18 protein-coding genes and 2 tRNA genes are annotated in these 15,628 nt (G+C 28.6%); 6 read left to right on the top strand and 14 right to left on the bottom strand.

Annotation, left to right across the window (positions count from 1 at the left end):
* Window positions 1–73: 73 nt before the first annotated feature.
* From JOP69_RS05880 to JOP69_RS05910, 7 genes are all read right to left on the bottom strand, one after another.
* The gene (locus JOP69_RS05880) at window positions 74–694 is read right to left on the bottom strand and encodes a Crp/Fnr family transcriptional regulator (protein ID WP_203394358.1); all 621 of its coding nucleotides are present in this window, start codon (window positions 692–694) and stop codon (window positions 74–76) included.
* A 154-nt stretch (window positions 695–848) separates the two neighbouring features.
* On the bottom strand, window positions 849–1,871 hold the full coding sequence (locus tag JOP69_RS05885) for a hypothetical protein (protein WP_203394357.1): 1,023 nt from the start codon (window positions 1,869–1,871) through the stop codon (window positions 849–851).
* 146 nt (window positions 1,872–2,017) lie between these two features.
* Complete coding sequence (locus tag JOP69_RS05890) at window positions 2,018–2,851, bottom strand: hypothetical protein (RefSeq protein ID WP_203394356.1); 834 nt, start codon at window positions 2,849–2,851, stop codon at window positions 2,018–2,020.
* A 237-nt stretch (window positions 2,852–3,088) separates the two neighbouring features.
* Window positions 3,089–3,544, bottom strand: a complete 456-nt coding sequence (locus JOP69_RS05895) for a lipocalin family protein (protein ID WP_203394355.1) — start codon at window positions 3,542–3,544, stop codon at window positions 3,089–3,091.
* 158 nt (window positions 3,545–3,702) lie between these two features.
* Complete coding sequence (locus JOP69_RS05900; RefSeq protein WP_203394354.1) at window positions 3,703–4,134, bottom strand: hypothetical protein; 432 nt, start codon at window positions 4,132–4,134, stop codon at window positions 3,703–3,705.
* A 294-nt stretch (window positions 4,135–4,428) separates the two neighbouring features.
* Window positions 4,429–4,512, bottom strand: a tRNA-Leu gene (locus tag JOP69_RS05905).
* A gap of 49 nt (window positions 4,513–4,561) precedes the next feature.
* A tRNA-Lys gene (locus JOP69_RS05910) sits at window positions 4,562–4,634 on the bottom strand.
* Between the two features lie 97 nt (window positions 4,635–4,731).
* On the opposite strand from JOP69_RS05910, the gene JOP69_RS05915 reads away from it, so the two are divergent.
* Window positions 4,732–5,247 (top strand): shikimate kinase, encoded by a 516-nt coding sequence (locus JOP69_RS05915; RefSeq protein WP_203394353.1) that lies wholly within the window; start codon window positions 4,732–4,734, stop codon window positions 5,245–5,247.
* Here the strand turns inward: JOP69_RS05915 and JOP69_RS05920 are convergent.
* Window positions 5,239–5,742, bottom strand: coding sequence for a phosphoribosyltransferase family protein (locus JOP69_RS05920; RefSeq protein ID WP_203394352.1), 504 nt, complete (start codon window positions 5,740–5,742; stop codon window positions 5,239–5,241). The two genes, JOP69_RS05915 and JOP69_RS05920, sit on opposite strands and share 9 nt — an antisense overlap.
* The gene (locus JOP69_RS05925; RefSeq protein ID WP_203394351.1) at window positions 5,739–6,119 is read right to left on the bottom strand and encodes an RNA-binding S4 domain-containing protein; all 381 of its coding nucleotides are present in this window, start codon (window positions 6,117–6,119) and stop codon (window positions 5,739–5,741) included. Before JOP69_RS05925 ends, JOP69_RS05920 begins: the two co-directional genes overlap by 4 nt.
* An 80-nt stretch (window positions 6,120–6,199) precedes the next feature.
* On the opposite strand from JOP69_RS05925, the gene JOP69_RS05930 reads away from it, so the two are divergent.
* Window positions 6,200–7,105, top strand: coding sequence for an FKBP-type peptidyl-prolyl cis-trans isomerase (locus JOP69_RS05930; RefSeq protein ID WP_203394350.1), 906 nt, complete (start codon window positions 6,200–6,202; stop codon window positions 7,103–7,105).
* Window positions 7,106–7,500: 395 nt separating this feature from the next.
* On the opposite strand, the gene JOP69_RS05935 is transcribed toward JOP69_RS05930, so the two are convergent.
* The 4 genes from JOP69_RS05935 to ppk2 (JOP69_RS05950) all read right to left on the bottom strand — a co-directional run bounded on the left by JOP69_RS05935 (window position 7,501) and on the right by ppk2 (JOP69_RS05950) (window position 10,914).
* Window positions 7,501–8,094, bottom strand: a complete 594-nt coding sequence (locus JOP69_RS05935; RefSeq protein WP_203394349.1) for an outer membrane beta-barrel protein — start codon at window positions 8,092–8,094, stop codon at window positions 7,501–7,503.
* 45 nt (window positions 8,095–8,139) lie between these two features.
* Window positions 8,140–9,093, bottom strand: coding sequence for a transketolase family protein (locus JOP69_RS05940; RefSeq protein WP_203394348.1), 954 nt, complete (start codon window positions 9,091–9,093; stop codon window positions 8,140–8,142).
* 176 nt (window positions 9,094–9,269) lie between these two features.
* Entirely contained in the window at window positions 9,270–10,049 is a 780-nt protein-coding gene (gene ppk2, locus JOP69_RS05945) for a polyphosphate kinase 2 (protein ID WP_203394347.1), read from the bottom strand.
* Window positions 10,050–10,056: 7 nt separating this feature from the next.
* On the bottom strand, window positions 10,057–10,914 hold the full coding sequence (ppk2, locus tag JOP69_RS05950) for a polyphosphate kinase 2 (RefSeq protein ID WP_203394346.1): 858 nt from the start codon (window positions 10,912–10,914) through the stop codon (window positions 10,057–10,059).
* 93 nt (window positions 10,915–11,007) lie between these two features.
* Here ppk2 (JOP69_RS05950) and JOP69_RS05955 point away from each other — a divergent pair, with 93 nt between their 5' ends.
* The gene (locus JOP69_RS05955) at window positions 11,008–11,958 is read left to right on the top strand and encodes a lipid A deacylase LpxR family protein (protein WP_203394345.1); all 951 of its coding nucleotides are present in this window, start codon (window positions 11,008–11,010) and stop codon (window positions 11,956–11,958) included.
* 48 nt (window positions 11,959–12,006) lie between these two features.
* On the opposite strand, the gene JOP69_RS05960 is transcribed toward JOP69_RS05955, so the two are convergent.
* Entirely contained in the window at window positions 12,007–13,431 is a 1,425-nt protein-coding gene (locus tag JOP69_RS05960; protein WP_203394344.1) for an ATP-dependent RecD-like DNA helicase, read from the bottom strand.
* Between the two features lie 105 nt (window positions 13,432–13,536).
* On the opposite strand from JOP69_RS05960, the gene JOP69_RS05965 reads away from it, so the two are divergent.
* The 3 genes from JOP69_RS05965 to JOP69_RS05975 are packed head-to-tail and all read left to right on the top strand — an operon-like array spanning window position 13,537 to window position 15,612.
* On the top strand, window positions 13,537–14,271 hold the full coding sequence (locus tag JOP69_RS05965; protein WP_203394343.1) for a hypothetical protein: 735 nt from the start codon (window positions 13,537–13,539) through the stop codon (window positions 14,269–14,271).
* Window positions 14,240–15,076, top strand: a complete 837-nt coding sequence (locus JOP69_RS05970; RefSeq protein WP_203394342.1) for a DUF3822 family protein — start codon at window positions 14,240–14,242, stop codon at window positions 15,074–15,076. Before JOP69_RS05965 ends, JOP69_RS05970 begins: the two co-directional genes overlap by 32 nt.
* Window positions 15,073–15,612, top strand: coding sequence for an RsmD family RNA methyltransferase (locus tag JOP69_RS05975; RefSeq protein WP_203394341.1), 540 nt, complete (start codon window positions 15,073–15,075; stop codon window positions 15,610–15,612). The genes JOP69_RS05970 and JOP69_RS05975 overlap by 4 nt, the downstream gene beginning before the upstream one ends.
* Window positions 15,613–15,628 lie beyond the last annotated feature (16 nt).

Consider the following 15,628-nt stretch of genomic DNA (forward strand, 5'->3'; position numbering starts at 1 on the left):
TTTATTGTAGTTTTAAGTTGGTACAAAGAAAAAGTAATGAAAGGATAATTACCTGTGACTTTTAGCACACAACTTAAATAGAGTTTAAAATGAGTATTTCTTTTTGGCCTAGAAGAAGTTTTTTGTTTTTTTCGAGTGTTTTTAATAGTCTAGAAATAACCTCTCTAGTTGTGCCCAATTCTCTTGCTAATTCTTGATGAGATTTCTTTACTATCGAATTATCTGCTTTTGAAATCAGGTAATCAAATAATCTATCTTTAAGTGGTTGAAAGGCTAAATTAGAATATTGATTAATCAGATAATTATAACTCTCTCGAAAGGTATTTGTTGTAAAAGTGTTCCAAGATTTATATTTATAATTCCAATCTTTAACAAACCTCACAGGTATATTTAAAATGGTGCATTCTTCTTCAGCGATAGCATTTACAGTACTTTTACAATCTTCAAAACAAGCAGATAGAGACAAAGTACAGGTCTCCATATCGTTTAAATAATAAATAAGAATTTCACGTTCTTCATTTTCTTGATAGACTCTTACTTTTCCACGTAAAACAATTTTTAATACTTTAATATATTGATTGTTTTTAATAATTAATTCACCCTTTTTATGTGTTGTTATATTTGAGTTTTTGCGAAGTTCATCTTGAAGTTCTTCTTCGGTTATTTGAAGGTGATTAATAAAATTATCTAACATTTATTCTTACTGTTTAAATTGCATACAAAACGGTTTGTATAAGGATAGTTGCGTAATCCAGTAACTAAATTACTAAAAAGCATGAACCTTTGGGAGATCCATAAGGATTTTTGTAAGTAGGCTAAAACCAAGCAATAAAACATACACGGCGTAGCTACTGGTATTTTTTCTTTAATTGTTCTATAATCTCCTTATATATTTGTTCAAATTCCATTTTATTATTATTTACATATTTATCCAAATGTTCATATACGATTCTTGAGTTTTTTGGCTGATGATTAATTTCATCTTCTCCAACTTTTTGTCCATAATTCAGTTCCAATATTTTCGCGGTTATTCCGCCAACTATAATTTCGTCAATATCCTTGTATTTTTCTTTGAATTTATCTTGTTTTACTAAAGAATCTAATTCTTTGTCATAGTATTTACTGAATAATTTGTCAGTATAAATATGACTGTTTTCGTGAATTACAATCCTTCTATAATCATCATTCCATTTTAGTTTTAATACTTTGATAGAATCATTTGGTTCATCACACAGATATGTTATAAGAAATAACCTTTCATTTTCTGGGTTGTTTGTAAAGGTTATAGCCTTATTAGTAATTCTATTTAGTGGATCGAATAATATTTTAAGACTTGTTTTCTTTTTCGTTCTGTAAAATTTATTTAGTTTTTCTGTTATTCGATTAGATTTTATGGAATCCGTAAAAGGTTTAAAATTTACATTGTAGTCATTTTTGAAAGCAATTGTTTTTTTGAAATCAATCAATAGTTTTGATAGCGAATCAATGTTTTTACCATACCAACCAAATTGTTCAGAAAGTTCTTTTGTATTAAGATTGTCATTTGGTTTTAAATTTTCATCAAGGCAAAGCGCAATACTTGGTAAATCAGCATTCCATTCATCTCCATTTCCTATTTTTTGAACTAAAGGATGGCTGGTGTATTTTTTATAAGGCTCGAAATTTGTTTTATAAAATCCCGTTTTACAAGGTCTTAAATTGACATCAATACTATCTTCAAGTGATAAGAAGTAAGCAACCCTCAACAATTCTACTCTATCATCTATTAATATTGAAATAGAATTTTCAGTTATGTCCGTTTTAGGCTTTTCTTGATTGCAACTTATAATCAAAAGGCTTAAAATTATTAATATGTACTGAATGTTTTTCATACTTGTAGCTAACGTTGTTGTATAAGCTTTGTTGCGTTGTTTAAGCAGTGAATTTAGTAAATAAAACACGAACGGCGAAATTCCGCAGGAATTCCCCAAGTGAGCTAAAAACAGCAATAAAGTTTATACGGCGTTGTAAACAGGCATTATTCATTTAATAATTCCTCAACTATTTTAATATCTTCTAAGTTCATTTCTTTAACACCTTTTTCGCTTAGAGTTTTAAATTCAGCAAACTCCTCCTCTATTTTCTTTATTTTTTTTACATCTTTTTCGGATAAAATCTTTTCAAGATAGTAATCTGAGAAGTAAATATTTAGTCGTTCTGTAAGGCTTGGTACATTTTTCACTAAATCGAAGTATTTTTTTAATTCGTTAGATGGATTAAAATAAACCGTTGATTTCGGGTTAATGAATCTATCTTTTTCCTGACTCCTTATTTTATAAACTACATTTGTTGAGTTAGTATATTTTAGAACTGAATAGCATTTTTCAGGTTTAGAAGAGGAAAATATACTAACTTTATATAATGTGTCATTTATTTTAAATCCACTTCTTAGGTAAGCTCCAGTTAAGAACGAGTGGGCTTTCTTCTTATCTAATTTCAACTTTTCTTTGTATAAAGATTTTTCATCAAAATTTTCCTTGAGTCCATTTTCTATTAATTCAGAAAACATGTAATATTGACTTAAATTATCATCTCTGTCATTCGTGAAATTGGGACCTTTATCAATTCTTTTTATTATTATATAATCAATGCTGTCTTTTTCAATTTTTTTGTTCAAAAACTCAGCGATAATATCCTCTTTAAATAAATCTTCAAAAAAAACATCCACTTGATTGCCCTTGAATTCTCTATTTCCATATTCAAAGTAGCAATGATTTATTCCGTAAAGAAAGTATTCAAAATCTAACTCTTTATTTTGTGAGTGAATTATTATAGGAGTTATAAATAAAGAAAAGTAAAGAAGTATTTTCATTTTGTTTTTATTCAAAAGTACATTTAAGTTGAAATTATTAAAAGACTAAATGAGTAAACTGCCTTTTTGATTGAGTGAATTATTTTTTTGCTTGTGTACAACGCTGTTGTATAAGCTTTGTTGCGGGTTTGTATGCGAGGATTTTCCGAAGGAAAATCAGACATTACAAACACGTAACGACCTTATATTAAGCACTAAATCGCAATTATTTTTAAACGGTCTTGTAAAACTTTTTTTTTATTCAATTTTTCTAAATGTTCTTGAATCTGTTTGTGTGGCACCATTATATATTTCTTCAAAAGTTATTTTCAGATCTCCGTTTTCGAAAGTTATTATTGGTTCCGCAGTTTCTCCATCTAAACTAAATTGATATACATTTTCGTTTTTTGTCCACGTATATTCTATAGTTTTACTCAATTTACATCCATCATATTCAGAGGAACTAGTGTCATCAGGAAATAAGAAATCAGGATCGTAATCTTCTTCTAATACAATATTATTAGATTTAAATTCTATAGTTTCCATAAGTTCACATTCATCGAGATTTTCATCATTTACACCATCAAATGCTCTTGCAATCTGTACCCATTTACCAATAACGGCATCATTAGACATTTCATCACTTGGGCTGTCATCATTATCACATGAAATTAGAAGAAAAGAAGTTAGAATTAATAAAATTAGATTTTTCATAGTTTTTTTGTTAATGTTTTACAACGTTGTTGTATAAGCTTTGTTGCGTTGTTTAAGCAGTGAATTTAGTAAATAAAACACGAACGGCGAAATTCCGCAGGAATTCCCCAAGTGAGCTAAAAACAGCAATAAAGTTTATACGGTGTTGGCAGTAGTTTTTATTTATCTGTTTTGTTTTTTCCATTCTTTATATGATTTTCAAGAATTTCCATTCCAGTTTTTAGCATTCCAATCAATCCAACTCCAAAAATTATGATTCCAAATGATACTTCTTTTATGTTTTTATTATCTGAAATAAAATATCCAAAAATTCCAAACACAAAAATTAAAAGAGTTATTATAATAAGGTAACGAATGAATATTTTTCCAAGTTTAGGGTTTTCCCAAATCTTTTTATCAAATTTTAGAGAAACCTTTTTTGTGTCTTGAAGAGAGGCAAAACTAATTGCAAGCCCCATAAAAATCAGCATATTATTAAGGGCTTGAAGATTAAATCCATTAGAGTTTGACTTAAATGTAAAATATAAACCACCAACTAAAAATGGGTATTGTAAATAACTTAAATAATGAAAGAAAAGTTTATTGTTCATTTATTAATTTCTCATTTAGATTTGTTGCGTTAAGTTATTGAATGGAGGACTAATATAGCATTTTTTAATACACGGTGTTGTGCTTAGTTTTTTTTTAACATCCATGACAACTCACCATTGGCATAAATAATATATCAATACCAAAAGTTGTGGATTATAATAAAAAAGTATTTTATAGAAACTTAATTAAAAGGAAATAAAAAGATTAAGGATCTAAAAGTAGAGTAGAATTCGTAAAAAAATAGGCAAAGAAACTTAATTCTTTGAATTTAAATACATTGTTAAATTAAATTGTGCGCACGAGAAGATTCGAACTTCCACGTTCTTGCGAACACAGCCCCCTCAAGGCTGCGCGTCTACCAATTTCGCCACGTGCGCATTTGTATAAAGCAAAAATGTTAAGCATATTGCTTAACATTTTTATTTGTGACCGGGCTGGGGCTCGAACCCAGGACCCTCTCCTTAAAAGGGAGATGCTCTACCAACTGAGCTACCAGGTCTATTTTGTAAACCGGTTGCAAATATACAATCAAACATTGGAATTATAACCATTAAAATGAAAAAAAATTATAGATATTTGCATAAAAATAAAAATCAATGAAAATAGTATTATTAGGGTATATGGCTTCGGGAAAATCTAGCATAGGTAAAAGACTTTCTAAAAAACTGTCTATGAAGTTCTTAGACTTAGATGACTATATTATTGAAAAAGAAAAAATGTCTGTTTCTGAAATATTTAAAACCAAAGGTGAAGTATATTTTAGGTTGATAGAAAACAAATATTTAAAAGAAATTCTAGATAAAGACGAAAAATATATCCTCGCTTTAGGAGGCGGAACACCTTGTTATGCAAATAATATGGAAGAAATTAATAATTCTGATGCAAATTCTATTTATTTACAAGGTAGCACTGCAACGATGATAGAGCGCTTAATTAGAAAAAAGGCTAAAAGACCCTTAATAGCGTCTTTAGGTGATGATAAAATTCCTGAATTTGTTGCAAAACATCTTTTTGAAAGACGCCCTTTTTACGAACAAGCAAAAACGATTGTAAAAATAGACAATAAAACTAAAACAGAAGTTGCAGAAGAATTAGAAAAAATATTAAGCTAAATAAGCTACAGCTTCTTTTCCAGAAAATTCAACTTGTATATGTTCCTTTATAGAGGTAGATAAAGAAATTCCTTTAAAATCTGCCTTTACAGGATATTTTTTGTGGTTTCTATTCACTAATACAGCTGTTTTAAACCTTTTTAAAGGGACGTCTAAAAAATGCTTAATTCCATAAATTAGGGTAGTTCCAGAACTTAAAACATCATCCACTAAAATTAAAGGTTTATTTTTATAATCCTCAACATTTAAAGAAGTGGTAATTGGTTTTAAAGGATGTTTTTTATCAATATTAACTTTACAAATAGTTACTTTTATAGGAGATATTTCTTGTAAAACTTCCATCAATTTTTCAGCAAACAGATAACCATTCCCCACAATACCGGCCAATATAACTTCTTTTTCAGAACTATTAGTTTCGTAAATTTGATACGCAATCCTTCTTATTTTTTGAGAAATTTGCAATTCATTTAATATAATGCTACCTGGTGTTGTCATACTTCTTCTGTTGTATCGTCTTGATAATTATCTATATCTCTTCTATCTTTTTTTGTAGGTCTACCTGCTCCTTTTTTTCGATAGTAATCTTTGGCATATTTTAAAAGATCTGTTTTCTCAAACTCTTCTTTAGGCGTAACATCCTTTCTATAAAGATCTACTATTTTTGCTCCAACCCTACTTTTTGGTAAATCTAAAACTTTTATTTGATAATTGATTTGGTTTTTTCTAACGAATATCAATTCATCTCCAAAAATTTCTTTAGAAGGTTTTAGGCTTTTATTATCTATCTTAACTTGGCCTTTTTTGCACGCTGTTGTTGCAATACTTCTTGTTTTATAAACTCGAATACACCACAAATATTTATCAATTCTCATAAAAATAGTTAAAATAGTTCGTTTGTCTTTTTACAAAGGTATAAAATTGGTAAATTGCACGCTCAAATTATTAAGAATAAATGAATAAAATAAAACATATTTTTGCTTTTGCAATTATTTCGATACTACTTTACTCTTGTGGTAGTAGCTCTTCTTCTGAGGTAGATGATTTTGATTATGAAGCACAAGCTTTAATAGATAATGACACGTTAGTTCAATTTTTAAAAAATCATTATTTTGATACTGATATAGATTCTATTAAAGCCTTAGTTCCTGGAAAAACGGCTTTATACGATGATAAAGAGAATCTAAAAACGATGAAGGTTAAAGAAAATGATATAGATTACAATCTATATTATTACGTAAATAGTGTAGGTACTCCAACAATAGACAAAGGAAACCCAACAGTTATGGATTCTGTATTTGTTAAATATTATGGACAAAGAATTGTAGATACCGAAACTATTAGTAACGTTTTTGATTATAATGATTATGTTTGGCTAAATTTAGTTCCTTATTATAGCAATGGAGTTTTAAAAAATGGAGTTATTCGTGGATGGGTTCATGGTTTCACTAATTTTAAAGGAGGTGATAATATTACAGATAATGGCCCAATTACTTATAAAAACGGAGGTAAAGGAATTTTATTTATCCCCTCTGGTTTAGGTTATGGTAGATTTGGAGCAAGTAGTATTTTAGCAAATGAATGTATTCTTTTTTATATTGATTTATATGACTTTGTAAAAGATACAGATCATGATAATGATGGGGTGCCTTCTATAATGGAAGATCCTGATGGAGATTTAAATCCGTTAAATGATGATACCGATTTAGATGGTAGAGCTAATTACTTAGATACGGATGATGATGGTGATGGTGTTCTAACGATAAATGAAGATGCTAATGATGATGAAAATCCTGCTAACGATCGTAGCGATCCTAACAATCCTGACTTACCAGATTACTTGAATCCGGATATTAATTAAAATTATAAAAAACTACATAAGACTCTTAAGAAATTAAGAGTCTTTTTTTTTGTTGAATGTTTTGTTTTTTACTATAAATTGGATGCTTAGAAAGAATGTAAATAAAATCTGTTAGAAAAAGGATTGAATAAGCGTATCTAAAAAAAAGTACTCCAACTATTCAGTCTGCTTTAAAAATAGAATAAAGACTTCTTATATCGCTTTAGAGAAAATTCTAAATTACTTTTTAAAATGAAAATTGAGTAACTAGTACATGATAAAAAATAATTGTAATATAAAGAAGGAATACTCAATTTTTTATACAACAGTAAACGAAGCTTTTACTATTAAATGATAGAAATAAAAAAAGCTCTTGAAAATTTCAAGAGCTTTATGGTGTTTAATAATCTATGTATTTATAACTTTAAAGAAAGTCCAAATATTATTTGATTTGTTCTGTTATCTACGGTAAACTTATCAGCAAATTTAGCTTCAGAGTTAGATAAACCTCTTTCCCAACGAACATCAACTCCTAAGTTTCCAAATTCTAAACCAAGTCCCATTTGAGCGCCTACAGAAAATTTATCAAAATCATCTGTAGTTAAGTTATTAAACTTAAAATCATCTTCTATTACATACTGTAAAGACGGACCAATAAAAGCGTTTACAAATCCAAAAAACTTTTTCCCGATTAAAACAGGAACATCTAGTTTCTTAAAATCGTAATCAGATTTTATAGTATTTAAAGCATATTCACTTTTTACTTCTGTATACACTATTTCTGGTCTTAAATATAAACCAAGAACAGGCAAATCTCCACGAAACCAAATACCTGCATGGTAACCAGATTTAGCTTTCGCTCCGTTTATAACATCACTTCCAGTAGTTTTAAAAGAATCGTTACCTGTATTATTATAATTAACCCCTGCTTTAATACCAAAATCTATTTGAGCATTAGACATTTGGATAGATCCAAAAGCCAAACACATCATTAAAATTACTTTTTTCATTATTTTTAATTTAAAGATTAAACTACTTTAAAACTTAAAACGTAATTATTTTCTAGAAATTACTTTTTTAACAGCTTTTACAACTGCAGCAGCATCTAAACCATATTTAGCCATTAATTGTTCTGGTGTTCCAGATTCTCCAAAAGTATCATTTGTTGCAACAAATTCTTGTGGAGTTGGTGTATTTAAAGCTAACGTTCTAGCAACACTTTCACCTAAACCACCTAATTTATTATGCTCTTCTGCAGTAACAATACAACCGGTTTTAGCTACAGACTTTAAAATAATTTCTTCGTCTAAAGGTTTAATTGTGTGTATGTTTATTACTTCTACAGAGATTCCTTCTGCTTCTAATTGTTCTGCTGCTTGTAAAGATTCCCAAACTAAATGACCTGTTGCAACAATAGTTACATCAGTTCCTTCTGTTAATTGAATTCCTTTACCAATTTCAAATTTTTCATCAGCTGGCATAAATACAGGTACTTTTGGACGACCAAAACGTAAATATACGGGTCCATCAAAATCTGCAATTGCAATCGTTGCTGCTTTTGTTTGGTTATAATCACACGTATTAATTACGGTCATTCCTGGCAACATTTTCATTAAACCAATATCTTCTAATATTTGATGTGTTGCTCCATCTTCTCCTAAAGTAACTCCAGCATGCGATGCACAAATTTTTACATTTTTACCAGAATACGCCACAGATTGACGAATTTGGTCATACACTCTACCGGTAGAAAAGTTAGCAAATGTACCTGTAAACGGAATTTTACCTCCAATTGTTAATCCTGCTGCAATACTAATCATATTAGCTTCTGCAATACCTATTTGGAAAAATCTTTCAGGATTTTCTTCAATAAATTGATCCATTTTTAAAGAACCAATTAAATCTGCACATAAGGCAACTACGTTTGGGTTTGTTCTACCTAATTCTGTTAAACCATCTCCAAAACCTGAACGCGTGTCTTTTTTCTCTGTGTACGTGTATTTCTTCATTATAAATTTGTTGTGTTGTAAAATTTGCGTAAAAATAAACTTTTATTTTACTTTAGAGAAGATAAAAGAGATAATAGCGAAAGACTTTTTAACATATTGTAAGGAAGTTTGATTAAATAGATAAAAATGCACAATTCCAAAAAATATAGATGTCTCTTTTTTCTGTTAAAAAATATTTAAACTTCTAAATCTTTATCATAAGGAATGCTATTTAAAATGTGGTTAATAACATTTACTCTAGCTTCTGTTTTTCTATTTGCTCTAATTATTTTCCAAGGAGAAATATCTGTATTTGTTTTTTCAAACATCGCATTTTTATACTCTGTATATTCATCCCAAAAATCTTGAGCTTTCTCATCTAGTTTAGTCATTTTCCATTGCTTTAATGGATTATTTTTTATATCCTCAAAACGTTTAGACTGCTCTTTTTTAGAAATAGACATATAAATTTTAACAACATGAATTCCAGACTCTAAAATCATTCTTTCGAAATCATTTACCTGATTCATAAAAATTTTATAATCTTCCGGAGTACAAAACCCATTTACGGGTTCTATTACCGCTCTATTATACCAACTTCTATCAAAAAAAACAATTTCGCCTGCTTTAGGTAGTTGCTCTATATATCTTTGAAAGTACCATTGTGTTTCCTCATCTTCTGTGGGTTTTGATAATGCAACAATACGCATATGACGTGGATTAATACGTTCTGTTAACCTTCTTATAGCGCCTCCTTTTCCGGCAGCATCTCTTCCTTCAAAAACAACAATTATTCTTTCTTCTTTATTAATTGCCCACTTTTGTAAACGTATCAATTCTACCTGTAACTTTTCCAGTTTTCTTTGATAATCTACATATCTAATGGCTCTATCTATATTTAAAGGTTCTTTAGATAAAAGTGCTAAAAGGCCTTTTTTAGAGTTTAATTTTTTTAAATTTTTAGACGATATTTCCATAGTAAATTTAATCTATATTTGTGTTAGATCTATAATAACGCATTACTACATTAGGATCTGGATTTAAAACTGTTTTTGCTTCTTTTTTCCCTTCATAATCAAACTGAGATAAAACATGTCTAATAGCTTCTAGTCTTGCTACTTTTTTATCATTTGTCTTTATCATCATCCAAGGGCTGTATGAAGTATGCGTTTTAGAGAACATTTCTTCTTTATAATCAGTATATTTATCCCAAAGAATTTGTCCTTGTTTATCTACAGGACTAAATTTCCATCTTTTTAATGGGTTTTCTTTTCTACCTTCAAAACGAGTTAATTGTTCTCCTTTAGAAATTGACAACCAAAATTTAATAATCACAACACCATCTTCGTACATCATGTGCTCAAATTCTGGTACTTGCACTAAAAATTCTTTATATTGTAAGTCTGAACAAAAACCCATAACAGGTTCTACAACCGCTCTATTGTACCAACTTCTATCAAAGAAAACAATTTCTCCAGGATTTGGCAATTCTTTTATATATCGTTGAAAATACCATTGCCCTTTTTCTATTTCTGTAGGTTTGTTTAAAGCCACCAATCTACTAGACCGCGGATTTAAATGTTCCATAAACCTACGAATATTACCTCCTTTACCAGCTGCATCTCGTCCTTCAAAAATAATAGCAACACGCTTGTTGTTATTAGATATCCATCTTTGTAATTTAACAAGTTCTATTTGAAGCAACCTTAGTTCTTCATTATATATCATTGTTTTTTTTACTTTCTTACTAGCAGCATTCTTCTCCTCTATTAGCGCTAATAATTCTTGACTATTTTTAACGCTTTGAAAGTCCTCTGAACTTAATCCCTTTTTAATTTCCATAAATTCTATTTACTCGGACTAAAATAACTACTTTTTTTTAGAATTACATAAAAAAATCATCATTTTAAATAAGTTCTTTTATATTTGTCTTTTATGAAATATTTTATACTTACTATTATTGTGTTTGTTTCTTCTTATACAATTGCACAAGAAAAATTTACTAAAGAAATTAGCCTAGTAACAGATAACGATCTTTATGTTTCTGCCCATAGAGATAGGTATTATACAAGTGGCATTTTTTTAACGTATAGATATCTTTCTAAAAATAAAAAACCCTCTTTAGAAAAACGCATTTTAGAATGGCAAATAGGGCAAGAAATGTATACGCCTTACAAAACTACAGTAGAAGATGTAAATGACCAAGATAGACCTTTTGCAGGATATTTATATGGAAGTTTCGGTATAAAAAGGATTTATAAAAATAATCAAATTTTTAAGACATCTGCTCAAATTGGGGTAATTGGTACTAATTCTTATGCAGAAGAATTACAAGAATTTATACATGATATATATGGTTTTAAAAAAGCAGTAGGATGGAAATATCAAATAAAAAATGCTTTTGCACTAAATTTTAATGCAGAATATTTAAAAACCATCTTAGAAACTACTGATAATAACTTTGATATCACTTGGGTTAACAATTTAAATCTTGGTACTGTTTACACAAATATTTCTACAGGTTTTTATAGTAGAATTGGGCTAAAACCACTTCAGAAATTAGCAAATTCAATTGCATTTAATACTAATTTAAATAATAACCAAACAGATTATTATAGAGAAGTAGAATCCTTTTTTTTTATAAAACCAATGTTGCGATATGCTACTTATGACGCCACGCTACAAGGTAGTTTTTTAAACAAAACAAGTCCAATTACGAATGCATTAAAACCAATTGTTTTTGATATTGAGTTAGGTTTAAAATTTACAGTTAATCGTTTAAACTTTGGGTATTCTTTTAATTACAATACTAGTAAATCTAAAGATTTAAGATATACCTACGGGCATAAATATGGTAGTATAGCAATTAACTACCTGCTGCGTTAACATCGTTTTCAATTACTTCTAGCGCTTTCTTTAAATCCTATTTTATTGCTATTCTTCAAAAAATTCATCTTTAAAACCAATTAAATACAATTTTTCTTGCGCTCTAGTTAAAGCGGTATATAGCCATCTGTAGTATTCTTTAGATACACCTTCTGGCAAATAAGGCTGCTCTATAAACACCGTTTTCCATTGTCCTCCTTGAGATTTATGACAGGTCATGGCATATGAGAATTTTACTTGTAATGCATTAAAAAACACATTCTTTTTAATTTCCATAAACTGTTTTGACTTCGATTTTATATGTGCATAATCTTCCTTTACTGCTTGATACAATTTGTTAGATTCTTCATACGTTAAAGAAGGCGTTTCACTAGTTAGTGTATCTAACAATAAAACCGTTTCAAAAGGTTGCATGTCTGGGTAATCAATCATACGAACTTCTACTTCTGCAAATTTAAAACCGTACAATTCTTTAATAGAAAATATTTTTAAAATTTCACAAATATCTCCATTAGCTATAAAACCTGCGGTTGAATTTTCTTTTAACCAATAATAATTATTTTTTACCACCATAATATAATCTCCAGCAGAAATTTCATTTTCTTGCCCTCGAATTTTCATTCTAATTTGTTGGTTATATTCATTTGCTCTTTTGTTAGAACGTACAATAAATGCCGTATCCTCCACTCCATCACTATCATAAGCGGTAACCAATGCATCTTCAATATCATAACCATCATCTAATCTAATTATATCAGGAAAATTAATATCAAACTTAAAATTAGTGGTATCATTTTGAATCATCAACCTTAATAACGTTGCATTTGCAAGAATACCAGAATCTTCATGCTGACGCATAACTTCATCTAACTCTATTGATGTAACATTTTTATGATAATCATACACCAAGGTGTCTTCTTCTAAAGCAGGACTAATTTTTAATTTAACAGGAGGTAATTGAGCTGTGTCTCCAATAAAAATTAATTTACATTGATGACCAGAGTATACATAACGAATTAAATCATCTAATAAGGAGCCGGTTTCAAATAATTTCTGATTTTGTCTACTATCCGGAATCATAGAAGATTCATCTACAATAAAAACCGTATTTCTATGCTTATTTGGTTGTAAAACAAAACCTACAGAACCATTTGATTGCTTTTTAGGAAAATATATTTTTTTATGAATTGTAAATGCAGGTCTTTTAGAATACACAGAAATTACTTTAGCAGCTCTACCAGTTGGCGCTAATAAAACTGCTTTTTTACCGATGCTTACTAAACTATTTACATAAGCACTTATACTGGTTGTTTTACCTGTACCTGCGTACCCTTTTAACAAAAACAAGGCATCTGTGTCCTCTGTAAAACTAAAATCGCTTAAAAGCCGTAATAATTTGCTTTGTTTAGTGGTTGGAAAATGTTGAAATTTTTTCAGTAATTCTGCGTAAAAATTGGATGTTTTATTTATCATATAAAAATTAATACAACAAAGATACATTGAATTGTAAATAAAAGTTTTTATCATAAAAAAAAAATTGTAGATTTGCCTTAAGACTATTAAAAAAAAATACTTACAATGGGATTACTTGGAATGATTTTGGCGGCTCTTATAGCTGCAGTATTACTAGCTATTATTATAGTTAAATTTTTACCATTAAAATTAAGATGGATTGCCTCTATATCTCTTTTGGCATTAACCGCTTTTTTAGTTTATAAAATATACTATGGTATAATGGAACCGATTATTTTTAATAAAAATAAAGTTGCAAAATACTCTAAAGTTATTCAAAACTTAAAAATAATTAGAGATGCAGAAGTTAAGCATTTTGAAGTAACAGGTACATACACTAAAGACAAGGCTGGTTTAATAAAGTTTATTGATAGCGCTAAATTAGCTTTAACAGAAACTAAAACTATTGTAGAAAAAGAACACAGAGGTGGTGGTATTATCATTGATGTAGAAAAAAGACAAACAGATACTATTGGTTACGAACCTGTTTCTAAATACTTTAAAGGAAAAAACTATAAAGAAATGTTTAAAGTACCTGGCGTTGCAGGTAAAGAGTTTGAAATAGAAGTAGGAACTGTAGAAAAAGTACCAGGAATGGTAGTACCAACGTTTTATGTTAAAACAGCAAAACAAGATATTTTAAAAGGAATGGATGAATCTCTTCTTAAACAAGAATTAGAGCAAATTGCTACAGATCAAATTAAAGGAGAATATGTTTCTGTTGGTTCTTTAGATGAAGTTACAACTGGTGGTAATTGGCCTCCTTCTTATGACAAAAAAGACGGTGATAAAGAAGAATAGTATACATACTTTAACACACGTAAAAGATACTAAGTTATCCATCCAATTTAATTTGGATGGATTTTCTTTTTGTATAACAAATAATGCATCAAAAGAAACCTTTTACTTTTCTGAATACATCTTTAAAGAAAAACAATTAACGCCAGAAAATCTATTAAAAAAAATAGAAGAAATATTTAAAACAGATATACACCTGCAAAAAGACTTTTCATCTGTATTAGTTATACATCAAAATAATTTATTTTCTTTGGTACCTAATCAATATTTTAATGAAGAAATACTTTCTGAATATCTTAATTTTAATATAAAAACATTAGCTACAGATTTTATTGCTTATGATGATATAGAAAGCATCAACGCAAAAAACGTATATGTACCTTATGTAAATATTAATAATTACTTATTTCAAAACTTTGGTGAGTTTGAATACAAACATCATTTAACCATTTTAATTGAAAAATTAATTACTTTCAATAATTCTGATCAAAAGAAGGTATTTGTAAATGTATCAAAAGAAGCTTTTGACATTGTTGTACTTCAAAATAAACAGCTCCTATTTACAAATTCATTTAATTTTGAAACAAAAGAAGATTTTATTTATTATATCTTATTTACTTTTGAACAATTAAAATTAAATGTAGAAGAAACTCAACTATCTTTTATTGGAGATATTGAAATGGCTTCTGAAATTTATAAAATCACGTATCAATATATTAGAAATGTTTCCTTTTTAGAAAGTGATAACAAAATTTTTAATCAATTAGATGCTTCTAAACATTCAAATTATATCCTTTTAAATTCATGAGAATAATATCTGGAAAACACAAAAGCAGACGTTTATCCGCGCCTAAAAACTTACCTGTTCGTCCTACAACAGATATGGCTAAAGAATCGCTCTTTAACATCTTAAACAACACTTATTATTTTGATAGTATTGCTGTTATAGATCTTTTTTCTGGTACAGGAAACATTAGTTATGAATTTGGCTCTAGAGGAACCAAAGAAATTTATGCCATAGACGCACACTTTGGTTGCATAAAATACATTAACGAAACTGCCAAAACCTTAGATTTACCTATAAACACTTTTAAAAGTGATGTTTATAAATTTCTAGAAAAGACTTCTTTACAAGCAGATGTTATTTTTGCAGACCCACCTTATGATTTTGAAGAAGAACAATTCTTAAAAATAGTGGATTTGGTTTTTACCAAAAATTTACTAAAAGAAGATGGTATTTTAATTGTTGAACACTCTAAACACACAGATTTAACTAAAAATGAAAAGCATAGTTATGATAAACGTTATGGAGGAAATGTGTTTAGCTTTTTTGAAAACGAATAAATTCTTGTAAAAAAAT

It is taken from the genome of Polaribacter sp. Q13 (assembly GCF_016858305.2).
Classification (GTDB): Bacteria; Bacteroidota; Bacteroidia; order Flavobacteriales; family Flavobacteriaceae; genus Polaribacter.